Here is a 20,144-nt window from a genome sequence, read left to right as displayed (position 1 = left end):
AGTGCTGTCAAATTACCGATTGTTGTAGGGTGGGCACTGCCCACCTTACACCGTTAGTGCCCACCCGACACAATCAGGAAATAAATGGCAAAAACAGAGATACGAGGTGTTTGGCTGACAACAACTGATAGCAAAGTTTTTCATTCCCAGCAAAATATTGCAGAAGCGATGGAATTCCTTGCTGAAACAGGATTTAATGTTGTTTTTCCTGTTGTTTGGACGAAAGGAACGACAACGTATCCCAGTCAAGTCATGGGACAAACTTTTGGTAAAGAAATTAATCCGCTTTTTACTGGTCGCGATCCTTTGGCAGAAGTAGTTGTTGAGGCGCGACGGGTTGGGCTAAAGGTTATACCTTGGTTGGAATATGGATTTGCGAGTTCCTACAACTTAAATGGTGGACTACTGCTGGCAAAAAAACCTGAATGGGCTGCCATTGATAGTAACGGCAAATTACTTCAGAAAAACGGATTTGAGTGGCTGAATGCTTTTGACCCAGAAGTTCAAAGTTTCATGTTAAATTTAGTGTTGGAAATCGTCAAAAATTATGATGTTGACGGTATCCAAGGTGACGATCGCTTGCCTGCTTTGCCTTGTGAAGGTGGTTACGATCGCAACACTGTAGAACAATACTATCAGCAGTTTGGGGAAAAACCACCAAAGAATCCCAAAGATGGGCAATGGCTGCGATGGCGTGCCAATCTTCTCACTGAATTTCTAGCCCGCCTCTACGAGGAAGTTAAGGCAGTGAATACCAATCTGGTAGTCTCTATTGCTCCTAATATTTATGATTGGGCATATAAAGAATACCTGCAAGATTCTCCCTCTTGGATGGAAAGGGGCTTATTAGATACAATTCATCCACAAATCTATCGGCGAGATTTTGCTGCCTACAGGGGAATTATTGATAGGCTAGTCAGCGAGCAGTTTACAGATGTCACACTGCCAAAGTTAGCACCGGGAATTCTGATGAAAGTAGGTTCTTATCTGATTAGCCCAGAGTACTTGTTACAAGCAATTGAGTACAATCGTACTCATAGTATTTCCGGCGAGGTCTTCTTTTTTTACGAAGGTTTGCGAGAAAACAATAATGCCCTGGCTAAAGTACTGCGGCTTGGTCCCTATGCCCAGTTTGCGGTATTTCCTTCCCTATCTAAGCTAAATCAAGGTAAAGTGAGCAAGAAACCTTTTTCTGTTTGGCAGAGATTGGTGGGTTTTCTCAAAAATCTTATTTAGGGTTTGGGGGATGGAGTGGAATATCAATTGCAAGTAGAGCAAAACATTGAAACCCTGAAACGGGATTTGCCGACATTGTTTGAAAAGGATATTTCCTACAGCATTTACACGCAAGATATTTACTTTCAAGACCCAGTTAATAAATTCAAGGGAAAATTCAACTATCGCATTATTTTTTGGACTTTACGATTTCACGCCCAACTCTTCTTTACGCAAATTTTCTTCGACTTACATGAAGTGGAACATTCTGCCCAAGACCTTATTTTAGCAAAGTGGACTGTTCGCGGTATTTTGCGCCTACCTTGGAAAGCTAAAATCTTTTTTAACGGCTACTCGACCTACAAATTGAATCAAAATGGTTTAATATACGAGCATATTGACACTTGGGATCGCAAACCAGGAGAGATTTTACGGCAATTTTTTCGTAAGGGAGGAGATATTTAAAATGTTATCTTTCGCTTTAAATATCAGCCCCTTGTTAGAAAATTTGGGAGTCACAGTGCTGACGTTTGTTTACGTGTTTGGGTTACTAGCACTGCTGAATTTGTGTGTTATTAGGTTTGGGTTACCCCAAGATATTAGCCGTAAAATTGTGCATATTGGTGCAGGATCGCTCATCGGTTTTTTGTTTCTTTACGATGATACCCATTGGTCAAAATACTTAAATGTGACAGTTTTCGTGGTGTGGATAGTTCTTCTTGTACAAAAAGGGCTGTTTGCGTCCCCAGATGATGAAGCTGTTAAAACCATGACGCGCACCGGTGATAGGGGCGAACTCCTCAAAGGTCCACTTTATTTTGTGATTGTCGGCGCTCTTTGCGGTACACTACTCTATAAAACTTTTCCAGGCATTGTCGCAATGGCAACCCTTGGTTGGGGTGATGGTATAGCGCCAATGGTTGGTTCTCGATTTGGAAAAATAAAGTACGCGATTTTGAGTCACAAAACTTTGGAAGGTAGCCTTTCGATGTTTGTGTTTGCCTTCGCTGCCAGTGTCTTTTTTGTTTGGTTGCTCTTACCAGAACAACTCAATTTTATGAGAATTTTTCTACTCTCGTTAATTGCTACTGTTGCTGAAGGATGTAGCCCCAAAGAGGTTGACAACATCTTAATTCCCGTAGCAGTTGTTACGGTGGCAAATTTCCTTTAGGCTGCTTGGATTTGTAGCTCTTTTTTCAAAGTAAAAAAGAATGTGCTACCCTTTCCAACTTCAGATTCTACCCAAATTTTGCCATCATACATCTCTACAATTTTTTTGACTAAAGCCAGTCCAATTCCACTACCATCAGAGTTGTTATCGAGAGAAGAAAGTTTTTGAAAGATGTGAAAAATTTTGTCAAAATTTTGCTCCTCAATTCCCTGTCCATTATCGGTAACACTGAATTGCCAGAAAAGATTATTATCAGTGCATTCGATGATAATTTTTCCTTTTGATTTGTCTGTAAATTTTATGGCATTACTTAATAAATTTTGAAAAACCTGTTCTATTTTTGTTTTTTCAAAATAGACGACAGGTAATTGACTGACTACCTCTATTTGTATATTGTTACTTGGGTTGAGCAGTTCAATAACGTCGGTAACTAATCGATCTAAATCAATTTGTTGAATCTCTTCTTTAACACGCGCAACTCTAGAATATTGTAAGATTCCTTCTATAAGATTGTGCATTTTTTGAACTCTATTTATAAGAAGATTAATAAACTCTTGACCCTGTTTATCGAGGCGATCGCTATAATCTTCTAGTAGCCATTGAGATAATGTAGTAATTCCCCGTAGTGGTGCTTTTAAATCGTGAGAAACTATATAAGCAAAATCATTTAATTCTTTGTTTATACTTTCTACTTCTTTGAGTAATTTTGCCATTTTGTCTTGAGACTGCTGGCGTTGAACAATCTCTTGCTGGAGTTGTTTGTTCGCTTTTTCTAGTTCATTGGTACGCTGTTGTACAAGTTCTTCTAAATGTTCTTTGTACCGTCGCAACTCTTGCTCGGCTTTCTGACGTTCAACATTTTCTTTCTGCAAAGCTTTATTTGCTGCTTCAAGTTGGGCGGGGCTGGGAAGAGCAAGTGCTTGTGGAACTAGAGGTATTAGAGTTATGGCAGTATAGAAAGAAACTAGGGCAGTTACGGCTTTGATGGTTCCAGATAACCAGTACATGGGGTACCAAAGGGTCCACAATTCCATAATATGTGTTGTGCCGCAGGAAACAATGAAGGCTCCAAACAAGAGAAAAATACTTTTGAATGGCACATCTTCTCGTTGACGGACAAAATATACAAGTGTAAGTGGGATTGAATAGTAGGCAAGGGCAATCAGAACGTCTGAAAGTACGTGTAAGGACACTAACTCTGGTTTCCAAAGGTAACAGTGTCCGTGAGGAATAAAATTTATTGAGAAAAAGTTTTTCAAAAACTCCACTATAAAGCCTCCTATATCTTTAAATTTGAATATCATGCTAATGATATCGTTCAAATCTATAATCAGGAGGATGTTTCCATTACACGAGTTAATCTATATATATTCTGTATAAAGAAACTTAAAGGAGTAATAATAGTACTTCATTCTTTAATTGTCTCAATACCATTTTCGCGATCGTCGCTTTGCCATCGACATCCAAATTAGAAATGTCTATCTTCAATTGATTAATTAATTCTTCCTCTGCGATATTTTGTTTAACTTCTAAAGCATGGGGCTGTACAATGCAGTTAGGTAAAAGTTGGGAGAGCAAGATAACTAGCGCCTCTGAGGATAGTTGGTCAATTTCTGCTTTAATTTGTTGTTCCATATTGATAAATTCACACCGTCCGCTCAGTAAACACAAGAAAAGCAATTGAGTTTTGGTGAATGCAACCCTGACGGCAAAGACTTCCAGCCATCCTGTAGATAACACCAAACAGCAATATGTGCTCTATCTAGTTTGCTCAAAGTGGCAGGGAACTAGCAAGTGAAGAATAGCAAGATAAGAAAAACTTAAGAGATAACTTATCAAACTCCGTTCAATCAACAACAAACTCCGCTCAAGCAGCGTCCAGCGGGATTTTTACTCTAGCGACAGTGCTATTAAGAATTTGAGCTAATTTAACCCTGCCACGCTTGAAGATAAGTTATTACAGAAGTTTAGATTTATTTGTATAGGTCGATACGTTTTAGGTAAGCTGAGTTTTCCCTTTAAGTCGCTACACTATAAGCCAATGATGAAAGCATCCTTGCATACGTGTTGCCTATCGCCTAATATCATGTCCGGTTGCAAAAGTTGTTTCCCATCATTCTAACATTAACTGTTACCTATAACACCCGATGTTAACTGCTGTATCGTTATGCTGTATTTTATGCAAAACCTTTTATTAGCAGGCTTTTTAGGCTGAATCCCCACAGACTAGTGGTCTGTCCCAAAAGTTTTGATAGGTTCCTCACATTCTTGCGTTTGCTCTTGTTCCTTTGGCAATGAGGGTCTTTTATAAAAGTCTAATGATTTTAGGATGGTCTGCAAAAGCCATTTTTGCTTCACAGTTGGGACTATCTTTTATCATGGTTTCTATTGCCTCAGAAATTGGTTGGCATGTAACTCAATGCTGGTATTACCAGAACCAATTTGCTATGTTGAATTTTATGTTCTACTTCTTTCTAATTTCAGCGTTTGCGTTGTGGGCAGACGGATTAGTTGAGAAAACTACAAAATATACAGACTTTGTGAATGTATTTTTTGCTTTCAGTTTACTCGGCATCTCTATTTTATATCTCTTGGGAAACGAACAGAATAATTCAACCTATAAAACCCCAATTTATATTGCTCTGACCCTAGTTTTTACTGTTTTGACATACCGAGGCTATAAATTGCTTAGAACCTGGAAAATTTTACTTTTCCCCTTCTTTTCTGTAGGAGTTAATCTGGGTTTTATCTTTTTACTCGATAAATTTGGACAGAATGATGTAACCTATAATGCTCTATTCCACATTCTACATGATATTGGAGGAACTGAAGCTGGTGTAGCAATTTTTACTTGGTTGGTTTACTCTAAAGCCTTAGCCAAACAAAATCAAGATAAACAATTGGCATCTCTTCAATAAAAGCTGGGAAAACTTTTCAGTCAAGTATTAATAACGATTAAAAAATGCAGATTTCTCAAATTTATCCCATAGGGCACTTACTATTAGCCATTTCCGATTTGGTACTTCTAGGTTGGTCTATTCGTTTGTGGCGTCAATCTAATAACCTTGCTATTATTTTAGTGCAAATTGTGTTAGCAAGTCTTGTCTACGATAACACTGTCCTGTTTGCTGGTAGTTTTCTACAACCTGGAGAGTTATTATTGTATCTCAACAAGATACGCTTTTTGGTTCACTACCTTTCTCTACCTTTGCTGATTGTAGTTGGAGTTAATTTAGCATATCGAGCAGGAGCGACTTGGGCTACCCCTATGATACAGAGTTTATCTTGGGTTTTAGCTATTTGCCTGGGAATTTTAGATGTTATTCGGAGATATATTGGCACGACTTTAGAACTTACTAAATTTACAGGAATTGTACGTTATACCGATCCGAATCTTGGAATTCCAATTATAACTATCGCAATCACCTTCTTTATGCTGCTTATCGGTATTGGAATCTTCGTTCGTTCTCAACGCAAATTACCCTGGTTATTCGCAGGTACTCTGGTTGCTTTTCTCGGAAATGCGCTTCCTCAGTCCCAGTTCGGAACTTTACCATCTACTTTATCGGAGTTTTTGATGATTCTAAGTTTGATGGTAACGGAAAGTAATGTATCGGTTTCACCTACACCATCCTTTTCTTTGGACTCCACCAATTTACTAGCAAATAAAGTCTAACAGTCAAATTCACTTTATATCTGCATAATTGACAGCCAAACTTTTCATATCTAGTTTGGCTTTTTTATTTAAACAATAATCATCGCTCCAAATAGAAAAAACTGTCAAACTTTCTTGTGGTGTGTGCTTCTAGGCAACCACTCGTACAGAACGGGCGAAGACGCTCATCCAGAAAATGGATAATTTATTTCTTAAAAATCCATTATTGCAAATCACTTCCTGAGCTATTAATCAACAGTCAAATTAATGTATTGAAAATAATAACTTCAGTATTTATACTCTATGGTTGATAATTTGCCATGAATTAATCTTATTAAATAGCAGGTTGTAAAAAATATTGTAGACGCTAAATTTATATTTTTAAGAATATAGCGTCTCAAACAAGAAAATTATTGTGTTCAAAAGGAAAATCAAATCATGATCGAGTCCATCACCTCAAACAATGCTCTTATCATTCCAGATTATCTAGTAGAAACATCTCAATGGGAATGTGAAGACAAGCCAAACTATAAAATTTATCGCTCGGGTAGTCATCTTAAGAGTAATTTTATTCAGTTATATGTTCCTAATAATCCATATTATGATGAACAAGGAAAAACCAAAGCTGTAATTTATATGCATGGCTTTGCCTTATGTATGCCAAAGTTCTACGAACAGCATCTCCAAGAGCTAGTAAAAAAAGGTTATTATGTATTCTTTCCTGACTTCCAAAAGAGCAATTATCCAAATGATGTTAAAACGGATGAAACGTTATCAGAGAAGGAAGATTTAGTAGATTTGTCAGAAGTTATCAAATTTATTGAAGAGACATATAAACTGATTTCAAAAGGAAGAGTAAAATCAGTTTTAAGAAAGATTACTGTGGCAGCAATCAATATAAGATTTTTTCTAGCTCTATCCTTGATTATTGGGCTTATAGCTACAATATATTATTTTGTTGACCGTAAATATGGAAAGCATTTAATTAAATTGATCCGCACCGTTAGATTTAGTTTATTCGATAGTCCTTTACAATGGATTGGCAATGCAGTTCAATCTACTGAAGAAGCCTGTCAAATGCTACATCACAAAGACTCGAATTTCAAGATAGAAGAAACTGATTTTTATCTTTTTGGTCATTCTTTAGGCGGTTTATTATCACTAAGCTGGATTTCTTATCTCAATAATCAATCTAAAGATAAATCGAAATTTTATCCAAAACAAATTGTTGTTGCTGACCCTGCTCCAAGTACTAGTTTAGGTATTCCAAAAACAGTTATGTTTGTTTTACAATTGTTTAAGTCTAAGTTTACAACAGGAGCGGTAGATATCAAGAGAACAGGATATTGTATTAATGTTCCGGTAGCAATTTTGCACGGGGACGATGATAAGTTAGTTAAACCCAAAGTTTGGTATAAGCCTTCATTGTTTAACAAAAAATCTAATTTTGATTACATAGAATCAGAAGAAAAGAAAATATATTTTTCTTTGTCAGATAAAGCCAATGGTTTATTTGCAGTTCACAATCAGGCAGTGACTGACACCACTTATTTTAGTGACAATCTATTTAGAAAATTTGGTGGAAGCAAGCATCAAGCAGATGCTTACAATTACGAGTACATTTGGCCGGCTCTGGATCTAGTGATTGAAAAGCAATTCAAAGCTTCTGAGCTATTAGATAAGTTCCCTCTAGAGAAAATAAAAGTAGTGGATAAGTTACCAGTACGTCGGTAAGGGTACAATGTCTCCCTCTTGCCTGGTAAGGCACACAGACAACTGACGAGTAAAGTCATATTGAAAAGCCTGTTTGCGATCGCAGTAACCAGGCTTTTAGCTCGCTGTACCAACCCTCATAGTAGTACTTATGTAGCGTTTATCACTTGAACCCAGTGCAGTGATATCAAGACAACGTGAGGGCGAGCAACCGTATGCCAACGATCGCCCGCCCGTGTGTATTGCACCTAACTAAAAACCGTACAACTTTTCTTTGATGGCACGGTGAGCCTTAGTATCATTTTTGGCTGCTAATGTTTTTACAGAGGTCGCGATCGCTATCTGCGGCATTATACTTCAGATAATTCCACACTCGATCGCAAGCATCTTTCATTAACGGCTCTAGCTCTAAAGAAGGTATATTCCATTCAATCGCCAATTCGTCATCACTTATGGAGGTCAGGGTTTTGCTGTCAGGGCTAAAACTAAGACTATTGACTGCCCCATCGTGCCCAATTAAAGTTTGGAGTGGCTCTCCCTCGTTGTCCCAGAGTTTCACCGTATGGTCTCTACTCCCAGAGGCAATAATATTTCCATCCGGGCTAAAAGTGACGCTTAAAACATCACCCTTATGCCCGCTCAAGGTTTTGGGTTCCGTTTCGTCTTCGTAGAGGTTGCCTTTTTTCCTCCAGAGTTTAACAGTATTGTCATAACTAGCAGAGGCTAAGGTTTTACCGTCAGGGCTGAAACTCAGGCTAGAAATTTTACTTGTATGTCCCTTCAGAGTTTGAAGTGTCTCCCCCTTCAAGTTCTTGAGTTCGATGCTATTGTTTTGACCAACATAAGCAATGGTATTTCCATCAGGACTCTCAGCAGTAGCTTTGTGAGTATTAGAAACTTGAGTTGTATCTACCTCAAGACGTTTAAATGTTTTACCTGACTTCCTCCAGAGTTTGACAGTATTATCCTCACTAGTAGTCACAATTGTCTTGCCGTCAGGGCTGAATGTGACGCTCTTGATAGAACCTTCATGACCAAAGAGAATTTGCTGGAGTTGCCCTTCTTTAGTAAACAGGGTTACAGTATTGGAATTGCTGTTAACAGCGATCGTATTCCCATCGGGACTCCAAGCAATGCTCGAAACTTGAGTTTTGCCAACTGGAATAGTTTGGTAAGGTTTTCCCTGAGTACTCCAGATTTTTACAGTATTCTCAGAGTTTTTCTTGGAGTTACCAGAACCAGAAACGATATTTTTCCCGTCAGGACTGAAACTAAGACTATAAACAGCACAATCCTTGCACACGTTTATGGTACGACTTTTCTTAGCATCTCGATCCCAAAGTCGGATAGTGCCATCATTACTAGCTGTTGCAATAGTCTTGCCGTCGGGGCTAAAAGTGGCGATCGAGAGCCCTTTTTCAGAATCAGTGAGAATTTGACGGAACACTCCATCCTGACTCCAGAGTTTAACACTCTTGTCTTTACTGGCAGAGAGAATAGTATTCCCATCAGGGCTCCAAGCTACGCTCGATACTGAACCTTTATGAGCTTTAAAAGTTTTGCGAAGTTCTCCGTTCTGACTCCAGAGTTTAATAGTCCCGTTCTCGTCACCAGAAACAATAGCATTCCCCTCAGGACTAAAACTGACGCTAGTGATATCATAGTTATTATCTTGACTCACCCCTATAGGTTGACCATCTTGACTCCAAAGTCTGATTGTATTGTCTCCGCTCGCTGTCACAAGTTTCGTACTGTCCCGGTTCCAAGCTGCACTATAGACTGTACCGTGATGTTTTGTTAAACGATTGTGCTCTGTGAACTTATCGTCATAAACTGCTGCCTGCAAAGCTGTTAGAACCAGACTTCGAGTTTCGGAGTTTGTGTTGTTTGGAAATTGTTGTAGTTGGCTCCCTGCCCTAATAGCTTCAAGTAGAGCATCAAACTTAATATGTTGCTGCGAAAGTTGTAAGGAAAATCGACTTACAGAGTCAAGTTGAGCTTGCCGAGCTTCTTCAGCCTTTATAAAAAAGCCAACAGCAGCTACTAATGCCATGCTAATAGTAACAAGAAAGAATTTTTGCCGTTTGGCACTTTTTTTCTGTTCTGCTAGTCTTGCTTCCGCTTCCTTTGCCTTCTCCGACTGTAAACGCAGCATTTCGCTTTGTCGGCGTTTTTCTTCTTGCTGTGCGGCTTCAATCGCATTTAAACTCGCCTCAATAAAAACCTTCTGCAACTGAGTCGGGGCTGGCTTTTTCTTGTGTTTTTCTGTTTCTTGCAACCAGTTTTGTGCGATCGCAAACTCACTTCCTCGCAACAACAAATCATGACTTTTATCCTTCTGTTCCCACTCTAATGCTCGCTGGGACCATTTGCTATGGCTGTGGACGTGTTCGCGATCTGTGTCGAGGGTTCTAACTAATTGATTAAAATTTGCATTAAAATCTTGTTGATTAAAATCAATCCACTGCACCTTGGCTAACTCTGGATGCAACTCGCCAGAATTCACCTCGCGATGCAGCACCGTCACAAAGCGTTTATTCAACTTAGCTGCATACTCTACCTCATCCTTACAGTAAGGCGAACACACTGAGCGCGGTGAGAGAAGAAATAAAAAGTTACTGCTCGTTTTAATTCCGCGATAAATCTCCTCCTGAAAATCACATCCCGATGCAATACTTTCTTGGTCAAACCAAGTTGTTTTCCCCTGCATCTGTAAAGCATCATTGAGCTTTCTCGCCAAGTCTGAGTCAGCGCGGGAATAGGAAATAAACACATCTAAAGATTCTAGTGGCGGTTGTTGCAGACTTTCAGTAATGAATTTTTCTTGTAATGCTGTAGGTGGATGCTGCGTCCTTTTTTGCGCCACTTTCAACCAAGCTTCTGCACTCCGCAAGTTATACCCCCGTAGCAGAACGCTGGGATTATTGTGCTGTCTTTCCCATTTTAGTGCTTTTGTCAATAAAATTTTCTGCTCATTATAATAAGCCGCGTCCTCATGTATGGTTTTTAAAAGATAACTCTCATCAAGGGAATAATCCTCTTCCTTAATATTATCTGTGAGATCGATATGGTGCAATTCCCGCAGTACCAACGGTACCTGCATAGAATCAATTTCTCGCACCTTTAGGGGAATAATACGCTTGTTAAGCGACAGAGCATAGTTCAATTCAAACTGACAGTAAGCAGAATTTACTGAGCCAGGGGAAAGCAGATAAACCACATTATCTGCTTGTTCAATTCCCCGTTTAATCGCTTCTTCAAAAGCTTCCCCAGTTTGAATATCTGTTGTATTCGTCCAAACTGTAATGCTCTCTCGCCTCAAACTCAAGCGAATCCTCTCCATCACCGCCCTATCCTCATGAGCATAGGACAGGAACACCATCGTCATCAAGTTATTTCCATTCTTGATACTTTCGGTGATATATTCACAGTGCAAATCGGTAGGAATACAAGGCGGTTGCTCATCTTTAAAGCGTATTTTCAGCCAAGATTCAGCCTGCTGTTTTTCTTCTCCAACTAACAAGTAGTTCGTTTGTTTTTGATTTCGCTCCCACTCTAACGCTTTGGCTAAAAACCTAGTATGCTGTTCTATATAATCAGTATGAGAGCGGAGTACATCAATTAAATACCCTAAGGATTTTTCAAAATCGTCTTGATCCTCTTGGAAATACACCCAGTTTAGTTTGCGAATTATTGGGTGCATATTCTGATAGCTATCATGTAACCCTTTCGTCTTGTAAGCCTCCCAATCAAGCTCCGTACAATTCGGGTTTCTTTGCAGCCAGGTTTCCTGGCTAATTTGCATAACGTGTAACAGTGGGATAATGCGTTTATTGAGCTTAATCGCTAGCTCAATTTCTTTGCGACAATAGGGTGAATTGACTGAGTGGGGGCTAATGATAAACAAGAAATGACTTGCCTTTTCGATACCATCATCAATTTGATTCTGGAAATCTACAGCTAGGGGAATGTCATTGAAGTCAAACCAAACTCTGAATCCAAACTCGTCCAAGCGTGCTTGAAGCTTTTTTGCAAACGCTTTACTATCAACTCGTCCGTAAGATATGAAAGCATCAAAAAATTTTTTCATTAACTGCTAGCGCTAATTACTGTAAAAGCATTTAGAAATCAATAAATTTGGGAATATACAATCTTTTTTAGCCCTCACCCCTCTATCCCGTGTTGGCAGAGAGGTAAACTGTTTCCCTTCTCCCAAGGGAAAAACGAGGTTAGAGGGTGAGAGTAATGTTATAAAAATGGAAAACTCACATGCTCGTGGTTAACTAACTGCGGTGAGGGCAGCTTGTGCGTGCAAAAACTTAGCAAAGTGCTGCGGTTGTACTTTTTTGGCGAGAGCCTTTCCTATACGCTCTAACTCTCTAATATGTTTCACTGAATCCATTTCCTGGACATCCTTTGGGTTGAGATCGCTCAATCCACCTAACTCATCCAATCCCTTACGAGTCAGTTCAACGTCATAGCGCAAGTAGGTGAAAAGCTTTGATTCTAGAGGTCCCTTTGTCTCCAGCAGGTTACCTACCTCTTGGTCAATAGTGTCTCCCAATAAACACTTACCGAAAATACGACACAGAAAATCCTGTTGTGTCTGACTGGCAAGCATAAGTGCGAGTGGGATGCTCTTAGCATTGTACAACGTGTTCATATTGGCGGCTTTCAGTTCTGGATCGATATTAGGAGTTGTACCAGTACCGACAGACACCAAAAGCATATTGTCCTCACCTGCGGGCCACTTTAAGTTGTAGGGTTCAAGAGTAGCCATCAGGAAGAGTTGGAAGGCTGGGTTATTATAGGGAGTCACACCGCCATCGACAAAGACAAACTCCTTGTTACCTAAGCGAATTGTCTCTGGTTGAAAAAAGGTTGGAGCGGCAGTACTTGCCCGGACAAGCTGCCAAAGAGGAAGTTTCAAATTAGATTCTGGGCTGTCTGGGTCGTTAAACTTTGCATAGGGGTTGTTGGAAAGTGGCCAAGGTGAGTCTGTCGTAGCATTTCGCATGACAAGCATCAACAGGGTTTTCAGACGCTCGTCACCAAAAGTAGTGCCTTCTCCAAATTGTTTCTTTAGTTCTTCACGGAGCTTTTCATCTCCGTATTTATAGCGCATCATTCTCTGGATTTCGAGGATGAATGCCTTATCAAACATCTTCTCACCACTTTCCCGATAAAATTCTTGAATCTGTGCTACACGCATACCCAAGGAGAGGGCACTTGCGATAATGGCACCCGTACTTGTACCTGCAATATAATCAAAGTAATCGGCTAGGACAAATTTGTCGTCAGCACCCAAGCTTTCCCGTAAGGTATCCTCTATTTTCGCCAACACCTCAAGAGAAATCATCCCACGGATGCCACCACCATCAAGTGCCAGAAGTTTATAGGGTCCGGTTTTTTTATTCGCTTTTTCGTAGATAGACATATCAAACTCCTTATTAGTTTTTAGATAGCTGGTGCAAGATATAACTTAATCAATTGAGTCACACTATCAAAACTCGCCTTCAAGTCAATTGCTTGGATCAACCCAGAACCAACTAACTCTCTCGCCTGCTCATCAGTAGTGTCCCCATGCAGCGCGGCGGTCAGTGTATCAGCTAATCGCCCACTTCCCGCAATAGCAAGCACTGGTCGATTGGTTTTTAAGTTCTCTAAGACATCCTTCCTAGTAATTTCCCCGCCATTAACTACTACTGCGACTGATGGTGCTTCCTTTGCCAGTACAGTTGCAATCTTCGCCAGCCAAGGCGATTCATCACCCCAGTTAGAACCAGGAACTAGCACAAAGTGAGTGTGGTGCGGTTCCAACGGTGTAGCATCAGTTGGGGGGATTTGATTGGGAAGCGCTACTTTTCCAACGGGAGTTACACCAATCAAGGAAAATGTCGCTGTTGTCTGAGCACGAGCTCTCCCCATCATTTGCATGACACCAGAATCCGTTCCACCATCTATGACAAACGCACCAAGTTCTTCCGCCACTGGAGCCAGAACATTGACAAATAATGAGTTCACACGACGGTAGTCAGCCTCACTCATCTTACTTGCACCGCCCACAACTACTAGAATAGGACGCGGGCTATGGAGTTCTAGAGCGCCCATAGCACCGGACAAGTCTTCCGGGAAGTGAACTCGAATGGCTTGTGCCATTAGTCCGTTTGACATGGCAATCCTAAAGGGTTTTTCCATCAAGTGATTTATATCCACTAAAGGTATTTGGAGATGGCAGAAGGAATGTATGATTGGAAAACTCAGTAACTTGGCATAGTTAACGCTATTTGAACAGGCGTTATCGGCGTTAGCAACCTTCCAGAACTCAGTTTAAATCCAACAACTTGCTGTCTGGTATAGTATTTCTTACGGAAAGTAAAAATTATATATTTCTTTTTTTCCGTATATTTACTTATTTGCCATCAACTATGCAGCAACTATACTGCAAAAACTTAATAATTAAACTGTCACATACTGCCACTTTATGCTTTTACCAGTGCCATCTTACGGGTTGGAAACAGTACAGTAACAGATTTTGATGATATATACGTAAAACTCCTTTCTGTCATTGGAACGATTACTTAGCAGTAAAAGATTTGTAACCAGACCCAGACAATATGATTGAAACTTTGAGTTTACCACAATGGCAAGATGATGCTTAAAAAGCTTCTGATTTTGTAGGGTGGGCACTGCCAGCCCTTTCAATGCGAACAAATGAACTACTAATTCAAGGGCTGCAAGGCGCTCTGTGTATAGGACGTGAAATGATGGCTTGAAACTATGATGTTATCCTGAGGCAAAAAGCAACATCAAAGAAGATCAAAATATAGCCGCCGGGAATGAGTATTTTGACTCAAGAAAATTGAGGTGTGAATGATAGGGCTAACCTGAAGTAGGTAGAAGGGCTTTTTAGTACTCTTGAAACGAATCAGGTCAGAAAAATTTGACGCAAAGCAGGTTGGTTGCGAGTGGTGGATCAACCTTTGAAAAATTCTGGGTGAAATTTGAGATGAATTGGTGTGATGGCGGAGTGAGCGAGTGGTAGTCGGGTAGCGTCCTGGGTGCGCGAGGGGGCTAACTCGCCCCCTCAGGACTCCCCTCGGAGCCAGTTGCTGACCGCCCATGGAAATTCGCGGTGTGGGTAACTTGCTGGGTGCAGAACAATCAGGGCAAATGGAAGCAATTGGTTTTGATTTATATATGGAAATGCTAGAAGAAGCTATCCGTGAAATCAGGGGACAAGAAATTCCTAAAGTTGATGATACGCAAATTGACCTCAATCTCACTGCCTTTATTCCAGCTGATTACATAACTGATTTAGACCAAAAGATGAGTGCTTACCGTGCGGTGGCATCTGCAAAAAATAAGGAAGAGTTAATGCAAATTGCTGCTGAATGGAATGACCGATTTGGGGCAATTCCTACACCAGCAACTCAACTATTGCGGGTGATGGAACTGAAACAACTAGCAAGGAATTTAGGGTTTAGTCGTATTAAACCGGAAAACAAGCAGCACGTCGTTTTGGAAACACAGATGGAAGAACCAGGCTGGAATTTATTGGCGGAGAATTTGCCGGACAACCTTAAAACGCGGTTTGTTTATTCTCCTGGAAAAGTCACAGTCCGTGGATTAGCAGTTGTTAAGGCAGATCAACAATTGCAAATGTTGATTGAAGCTTTGGGTAAGATGCAGGGCGCAGTTCCAGAGGCAGTTCTTGCTTAACTGACATCTTGCACCTTCTTTGTGGGAGTAGGGTGGGCACTGCCCACCATTGATTATTTCGTAGTTTCGTAGCCCACCACGCCTTCCCACTTGTGAGCAAGTATTACAGAAAATATGAATAATAACTTAGAAAAACGTAGGGGTATCTTTGGTGAGCGCCTGTTCGATTGCCGTTGCTGGAATAGCCATCTCAATTGCTTTAAGCAAGTTATCACTTTGTATATCTGAATTTCAGTTTATTCTAGCTCGGGCCCATCTTAAATATGCTAAGGCTGAAACAGCAAATCGAGTAAAGATTTAAAAAACCAGTAAAACTACTGAACTCGATCAAAGCTAACTAGATTAAACTAATCCATGTTGACATATTAATAACTATCAGTATCTGTACCAAATTAGTAAGAATTGAGGTAAAAAAATGGTAGCAATCGTCGAATCCGGTGATTGGATTCAGGGCTATTTCATTTTAAAAATTTGCTTGACTGTGTCTAGACCAAGCGAGCATAGTCTTTGAGATGGTGCCGTGTTTTCAAACATCTGGTAACGATATAAATTGAGGCAAAGTTACGAGAACACAGCAAAAATCTGAGTTAGAGGATTAGTGCGAATCCTAGAGTCATCTTCTCCTTGTGTGACATCTCTAACATCGTGGACTTTATTCTCAACTCCCCAATATCCTCGGATGCAAGCGCTAAATTCTTGCGCTGTTGCACTCAATGAAGATATGTAATAACGTGTCTCAGTTTTTACTTCTGTATAACTAGGCTTGATGATTTGACGTTCCTACTCTTTGCGAATTATCGCTAGTTGGCTCATGGGAGTAAATGCGCTCTAATGTGAACGCGCCGCACTATATCACAAAATTCTTACATTTAGAATGAAATAGCCCTGGGTGAATACGTCCTTGCTTTTTTAACTGAATAACTAGGAAACAGAGGAAAAAGGAAAGAGGATATGGAAAAGCCATTAGTGTCTGTTGTCATGTCAACTTATAACAGGGCTTCTAGTTTATGCAACTGTAGTCTTCCTGCACTAGCAAAGCTTAGCTATTCCAATTATGAGATAGTTGTTGTCAATGACTGTTCAACAGATGATACACAGAACTTGCTGAATAGTTATAAGGAGAAAATGGGCAATCTTCATGTTCTTCACAACGAAAAAAACAAAGGATTATGCGTTTCAAGAAACCGTGGTATTGCTCACGCGAGGGGAGAGATAATCGTGTTTACTGATGATGATGTTAGTTTATTCCCCGATAGCCTTGACGAGCTCGTTAAACTTTACGATCGAGACCCAGACATCACGGCTATTTGGGGATGTGTTTATCAGTACGGTGGAGATTGGATTCAAGGAACATCTACTTCTGGAACAGGTAGTTTTATGTCATTCAGGCGAGCTATTTTTAAGCGCTTTCGCTTCGATACGAATTTGCGATACTTCAACAGCTATGCTTGTGATGAACATGAATTCATGCGAAGGATTCAGAAGAATGGTTACAAAATAGTTCATGCCGAATATGCGAAAGCAAACCACTTCAATGCTCCCTCTAAAGAAAGAATGTGGAGAGGATTAGGCGGGGATTTGAATTATCTGTATGAAAACTTAAAGTCAGGGTCTATTCTCCAGTACTACAAATCTTTGATAATTGCGGTTCTGCTGTTACCCAAAAGTCTTTTCAAGAAAAGTGAATTTGATAAGCAGATTCATCAGCATCCTTATAAACAGGTACTAGAAACACCAAAGCGCATACTTGTCTTTATCAAACACGGTCAATTTTCTATTGCTTTACAGTGGTTATTCTATATCCTAATAGATATTCCTTTTCGAGCTAAGACGAAAGAAATTTTTGAGTCAATTGTCAAATCCCATAGTACTACCTGACCTGGTTAGTATTTATGGATTATAACAATCTTAATGGTATATCAATTTTGAGACATTGGCATTTAACCCACCTACAAGAGCCATTGGCAAACTCAACTTTTAACACGTAATAATGAACCTATTGGCACTCAGGCGATGCTCCCGCAGGTAGCCTCCCTAAAGGCTAGCGCTACCACTTCATTCACAAACGTCTATGTTGTATGCACTTTGCTCTGCCCAGACGTTTTAGTCATGACAACAATTGCATGGGACATACACTGTTTTTTACATATAGTGGATGGCACGGATGCCCAGCTTTGGTTTGACCCAAGCAGTAGGGAGGTTGGTAAGCAGAAATTAAATCTAGTAATACCTGGTTTCGATTGAGAAAACTACCATGCACGGCTGCCCTTTCAAACAAATGAAACTTGGTTGCGGGATTGAAAGAAACGATGTCAGACCAGTTGATTGATGTTGTTTCGAGCTTTCAAACAAATGAAACCCGCTTGCGGGATTGAAACTCCTAGCTCAAAAACTTGTTCACAGTGCGATCGCAACTTTCAACCAAATGAAAACCGCTTGCGGGATTGAAACAAGCGATCGTCTATAGTACCAAGATGGGTCAATATTTCTTTCAAATAACTGAAACCTGCTTGCGAGATTGAAACTTGAGATGCCGCAGGTATGGGAATCGGATTGCTTCCATCCATACAAAAAGCGATCGCAATCTTCATAACACATAGGTAAAAATGAGTTTTGCACCTGTTGTAGTGATTGTTATTTTTTAAACAAAGGATATATTTTTTATCTAAAATTGAATGAGATGAGAAATCTACAATAGTTCCACAACGGGACTAAGAAACATGACAGCTATTGTAAAAGTTGCTCAACAAACAGAACCCTTTTATCCAACTGCAGATGGAGAACCTGTGGCAGAAACTTACGACCACCTGTATTCGTTGTTAACAACCTTAGAAGTTCTGCGACAGTACTTAGCATCACGTCAAGCAACCGTGTTGGGAAACCAATTTCTGTTTTATTCCCAAGGTTTTCCCAAATTGAGAGTAGCACCAGATGTGATGGTAATATTTGATGTGCCGCTTGGTGGACGTGACAGTTATAAGATTTGGGAAGAAGGTCAAGTACCGAGTGTGATTTTTGAAATGACCTCACCAGGAACAAAAGACACTGACCAAATATTGAAAAAAACTTTATACGAACAACTTGGTGTAAAGGAGTACTGGTTATTTGACCCGAAAGGAGAGTGGATAGAAGAAAAACTCAGGGGATATCGTCTGCGAGGGGAAAGTTACGAATTGATTGAGGATAGCCGCAGCGAACCGTTACAGTTACGCTTGCAAGTAGAAGATAAGCTGATCGGATTTTATCGCGAGGATACGGGAGAAAAGTTACTCTTACCCGATGAACTGGCACAAGCGCTACGTCAAGAAGTCATAGCAAGACAACAAGCTGAGGAACGTGCTGAACAGCAACGTCAACGCGCTGAACAGGAACGCCAACGCGCCGAACAGGAACGTCAACGTGCTGAACAGGAACGCCAACGCGCCGAACAGGCTGAATTAGAGGTACAACAGTTGAGGGAGAAACTGCGTTCTTTAGGTGTCGATCCCGATACCTTAGAGTAGGAACAAATTTTTGTTTCTACACTTGTACATTAATATTCAAAAATTAACTCCTCTTCATCACCAAATCTCCCTTTTTACCTGAGCGTCACCACTGTTCTTATCCGCATATTATCGTCTTTCCCACTCCCAGATGCATATAAGCGGCTGCTTGCGCTGTGTTCAGTCTGTTAGCTTTGTAGCAGGAGCGATCTCGCGTAGCGAGCAAGCTTTGCTTATCGCTTTCCGTTTAAAAACATTTGCTTGGTTATATTTACTTATCTAATTTATTTATACCTTTACATTTTGTAACGTAGCTTACAATTCGCCAGTTATGGAATAGCTTAGAATCAGTTGTCCTGATACTAAATTCTAGTAAAGTATAGCCTAAGTATGAGCAAAACGGTTATTTTGTTGGAGAATTTACAACTCAAGGTACTGTTTGGTTTGAGCAAAAGCCGTTTATCTTTTAAGTATAAAAGCGCTGTAACCGATATCGGCATTTAAGAAGCTCAAAAAGCTCGTTTAGATTGTTTTAATAATTTTGTATTAAGCTGGACAGTTTTTCACACCCCAGTAAGTTTTAATAACATTGTCTGGAGCATTTACTCAGTAAGTAATTATGTAAATGCTGCTGCGATGTGTTGCCATACTGCTATGAGCAAGCATGAATAGAACTGCTGCAAAAGGTAGTTTGGGAAATGACAAAACATCGACTACTTTATCCCTCTAAGGAGAGGCTGATTACAACTATGCTTGAAACTAACAACGAACGTATCTTCTTTTCTGCCTTTGTCAGTCCTGCTGTAGAAAACGAGCAAATAGCAAATCGCAATCAATTGACTAAACCCAAGTTTGATTTTCTGCAACCATTGCGTCAATCGCTTGATTCATTGAATATCCAGAATCAAGAACTGGCAAGATTTATTGCCAAAGCGATCCCCGCTCAATGTCCGTTTGAACGGGATATCATGTTCTTTGGTCGTAAAATTGCCCATATTCCTCCTTTGTGCAAACTCAATCCGCTCTATGACCAGTTTGTTGGTTTGCGTTTCCGTGCTTTGTGTTATTTAGCAGATGTGTGCGGTGAAGATATTCGTTCCTACTGCTAGGATGCTCTCAAAGGGACATTAGTAAAGCAGACAACGTCGGCGATTAACTATCGGGGGAATAACTCACATTTTTAGGT

At 40.1% G+C, this 20,144-nt stretch carries 16 protein-coding genes and 1 pseudogene; 10 read left to right on the top strand and 7 right to left on the bottom strand.

Going from position 1 to position 20,144, the window contains the following annotated elements; translation table 11 throughout:
• Window positions 1-84 precede the first annotated feature (84 nt).
• From ACYRY3_RS42730 to ACYRY3_RS42720, 3 genes are read left to right on the top strand one after another with little or no spacing between them, the layout of a single operon-like run.
• Window positions 85-1,236 (top strand): glycoside hydrolase family 10 protein, encoded by a 1,152-nt coding sequence (locus ACYRY3_RS42730; RefSeq protein ID WP_460207906.1) that lies wholly within the window; start codon window positions 85-87, stop codon window positions 1,234-1,236.
• A gap of 15 nt (window positions 1,237-1,251) precedes the next feature.
• Complete coding sequence (locus ACYRY3_RS42725) at window positions 1,252-1,680, top strand: DUF2358 domain-containing protein (RefSeq protein ID WP_460207905.1); 429 nt, start codon at window positions 1,252-1,254, stop codon at window positions 1,678-1,680.
• 1 nt (window position 1,681) lies between these two features.
• Entirely contained in the window at window positions 1,682-2,386 is a 705-nt protein-coding gene (locus ACYRY3_RS42720) for a diacylglycerol/polyprenol kinase family protein (RefSeq protein ID WP_460207904.1), read from the top strand.
• Here ACYRY3_RS42720 and ACYRY3_RS42715 read toward each other — a convergent pair.
• On the bottom strand, window positions 2,383-3,654 hold the full coding sequence (locus tag ACYRY3_RS42715; RefSeq protein ID WP_460207903.1) for a sensor histidine kinase: 1,272 nt from the start codon (window positions 3,652-3,654) through the stop codon (window positions 2,383-2,385). The two genes, ACYRY3_RS42720 and ACYRY3_RS42715, sit on opposite strands and share 4 nt — an antisense overlap.
• 118 nt (window positions 3,655-3,772) lie before the next feature.
• Window positions 3,773-4,129 carry a hypothetical protein gene (locus ACYRY3_RS42710; RefSeq protein ID WP_460207902.1) on the bottom strand — a complete coding sequence of 119 codons (357 nt, stop codon included), beginning with the start codon at window positions 4,127-4,129 and terminating at the stop codon, window positions 3,773-3,775.
• Window positions 4,130-4,704: 575 nt separating this feature from the next.
• Between ACYRY3_RS42710 and ACYRY3_RS42705 the strand changes: the two genes are divergently transcribed.
• The 3 genes from ACYRY3_RS42705 (at window position 4,705) to ACYRY3_RS42695 (ending at window position 7,775) form a co-directional block, all read left to right on the top strand.
• Entirely contained in the window at window positions 4,705-5,304 is a 600-nt protein-coding gene (locus tag ACYRY3_RS42705; protein ID WP_460207901.1) for a hypothetical protein, read from the top strand.
• Between the two features lie 44 nt (window positions 5,305-5,348).
• On the top strand, window positions 5,349-6,062 hold the full coding sequence (locus ACYRY3_RS42700) for a hypothetical protein (protein WP_460207900.1): 714 nt from the start codon (window positions 5,349-5,351) through the stop codon (window positions 6,060-6,062).
• Between the two features lie 417 nt (window positions 6,063-6,479).
• The gene (locus tag ACYRY3_RS42695) at window positions 6,480-7,775 is read left to right on the top strand and encodes a hypothetical protein (RefSeq protein ID WP_460207899.1); all 1,296 of its coding nucleotides are present in this window, start codon (window positions 6,480-6,482) and stop codon (window positions 7,773-7,775) included.
• Window positions 7,776-8,052: 277 nt separating this feature from the next.
• Here ACYRY3_RS42695 and ACYRY3_RS42690 read toward each other — a convergent pair whose 3' ends face one another.
• From ACYRY3_RS42690 to ACYRY3_RS42680, 3 genes are all read right to left on the bottom strand, one after another.
• Window positions 8,053-11,844: a TIR domain-containing protein gene (locus tag ACYRY3_RS42690; protein ID WP_460207898.1), complete on the bottom strand. Its 3,792-nt coding sequence runs from the start codon at window positions 11,842-11,844 to the stop codon at window positions 8,053-8,055.
• A gap of 189 nt (window positions 11,845-12,033) precedes the next feature.
• Complete coding sequence (locus tag ACYRY3_RS42685; protein ID WP_460207897.1) at window positions 12,034-13,191, bottom strand: patatin-like phospholipase family protein; 1,158 nt, start codon at window positions 13,189-13,191, stop codon at window positions 12,034-12,036.
• A gap of 20 nt (window positions 13,192-13,211) precedes the next feature.
• Window positions 13,212-13,928: a hypothetical protein gene (locus tag ACYRY3_RS42680; protein WP_460207896.1), complete on the bottom strand. Its 717-nt coding sequence runs from the start codon at window positions 13,926-13,928 to the stop codon at window positions 13,212-13,214.
• A 948-nt stretch (window positions 13,929-14,876) separates the two neighbouring features.
• On the opposite strand from ACYRY3_RS42680, the pseudogene ACYRY3_RS42675 reads away from it, so the two are divergent.
• Window positions 14,877-15,476: pseudogene (locus ACYRY3_RS42675) on the top strand (TRCF domain-containing protein); the annotation flags it as partial.
• Window positions 15,477-16,037: 561 nt separating this feature from the next.
• Here the strand turns inward: ACYRY3_RS42675 and ACYRY3_RS42670 are convergent.
• Complete coding sequence (locus ACYRY3_RS42670) at window positions 16,038-16,190, bottom strand: transposase (protein WP_460207895.1); 153 nt, start codon at window positions 16,188-16,190, stop codon at window positions 16,038-16,040.
• Window positions 16,191-16,427: 237 nt separating this feature from the next.
• Here ACYRY3_RS42670 and ACYRY3_RS42665 point away from each other — a divergent pair, with 237 nt between their 5' ends.
• Window positions 16,428-17,354 carry a glycosyltransferase family 2 protein gene (locus ACYRY3_RS42665; protein WP_460207894.1) on the top strand — a complete coding sequence of 309 codons (927 nt, stop codon included), beginning with the start codon at window positions 16,428-16,430 and terminating at the stop codon, window positions 17,352-17,354.
• Window positions 17,355-17,893: 539 nt separating this feature from the next.
• Here ACYRY3_RS42665 and ACYRY3_RS42660 read toward each other — a convergent pair.
• Window positions 17,894-18,067 (bottom strand): hypothetical protein, encoded by a 174-nt coding sequence (locus ACYRY3_RS42660; RefSeq protein ID WP_460207893.1) that lies wholly within the window; start codon window positions 18,065-18,067, stop codon window positions 17,894-17,896.
• A gap of 129 nt (window positions 18,068-18,196) precedes the next feature.
• Between ACYRY3_RS42660 and ACYRY3_RS42655 the strand changes: the two genes are divergently transcribed.
• Together ACYRY3_RS42655 and ACYRY3_RS42650 are read left to right on the top strand one after the other, a co-directional pair.
• On the top strand, window positions 18,197-18,979 hold the full coding sequence (locus ACYRY3_RS42655) for a Uma2 family endonuclease (protein ID WP_460207892.1): 783 nt from the start codon (window positions 18,197-18,199) through the stop codon (window positions 18,977-18,979).
• A gap of 728 nt (window positions 18,980-19,707) precedes the next feature.
• Window positions 19,708-20,067, top strand: a complete 360-nt coding sequence (locus ACYRY3_RS42650) for a Mo-dependent nitrogenase C-terminal domain-containing protein (RefSeq protein ID WP_460208303.1) — start codon at window positions 19,708-19,710, stop codon at window positions 20,065-20,067.
• Window positions 20,068-20,144 lie beyond the last annotated feature (77 nt).

It is taken from the genome of Scytonema sp. NUACC21, from assembly GCF_054684315.1.
The sequence above is the reverse complement of the archived record's forward strand: the minus strand, read 5'-3'. Positions and strand labels throughout refer to the sequence as shown.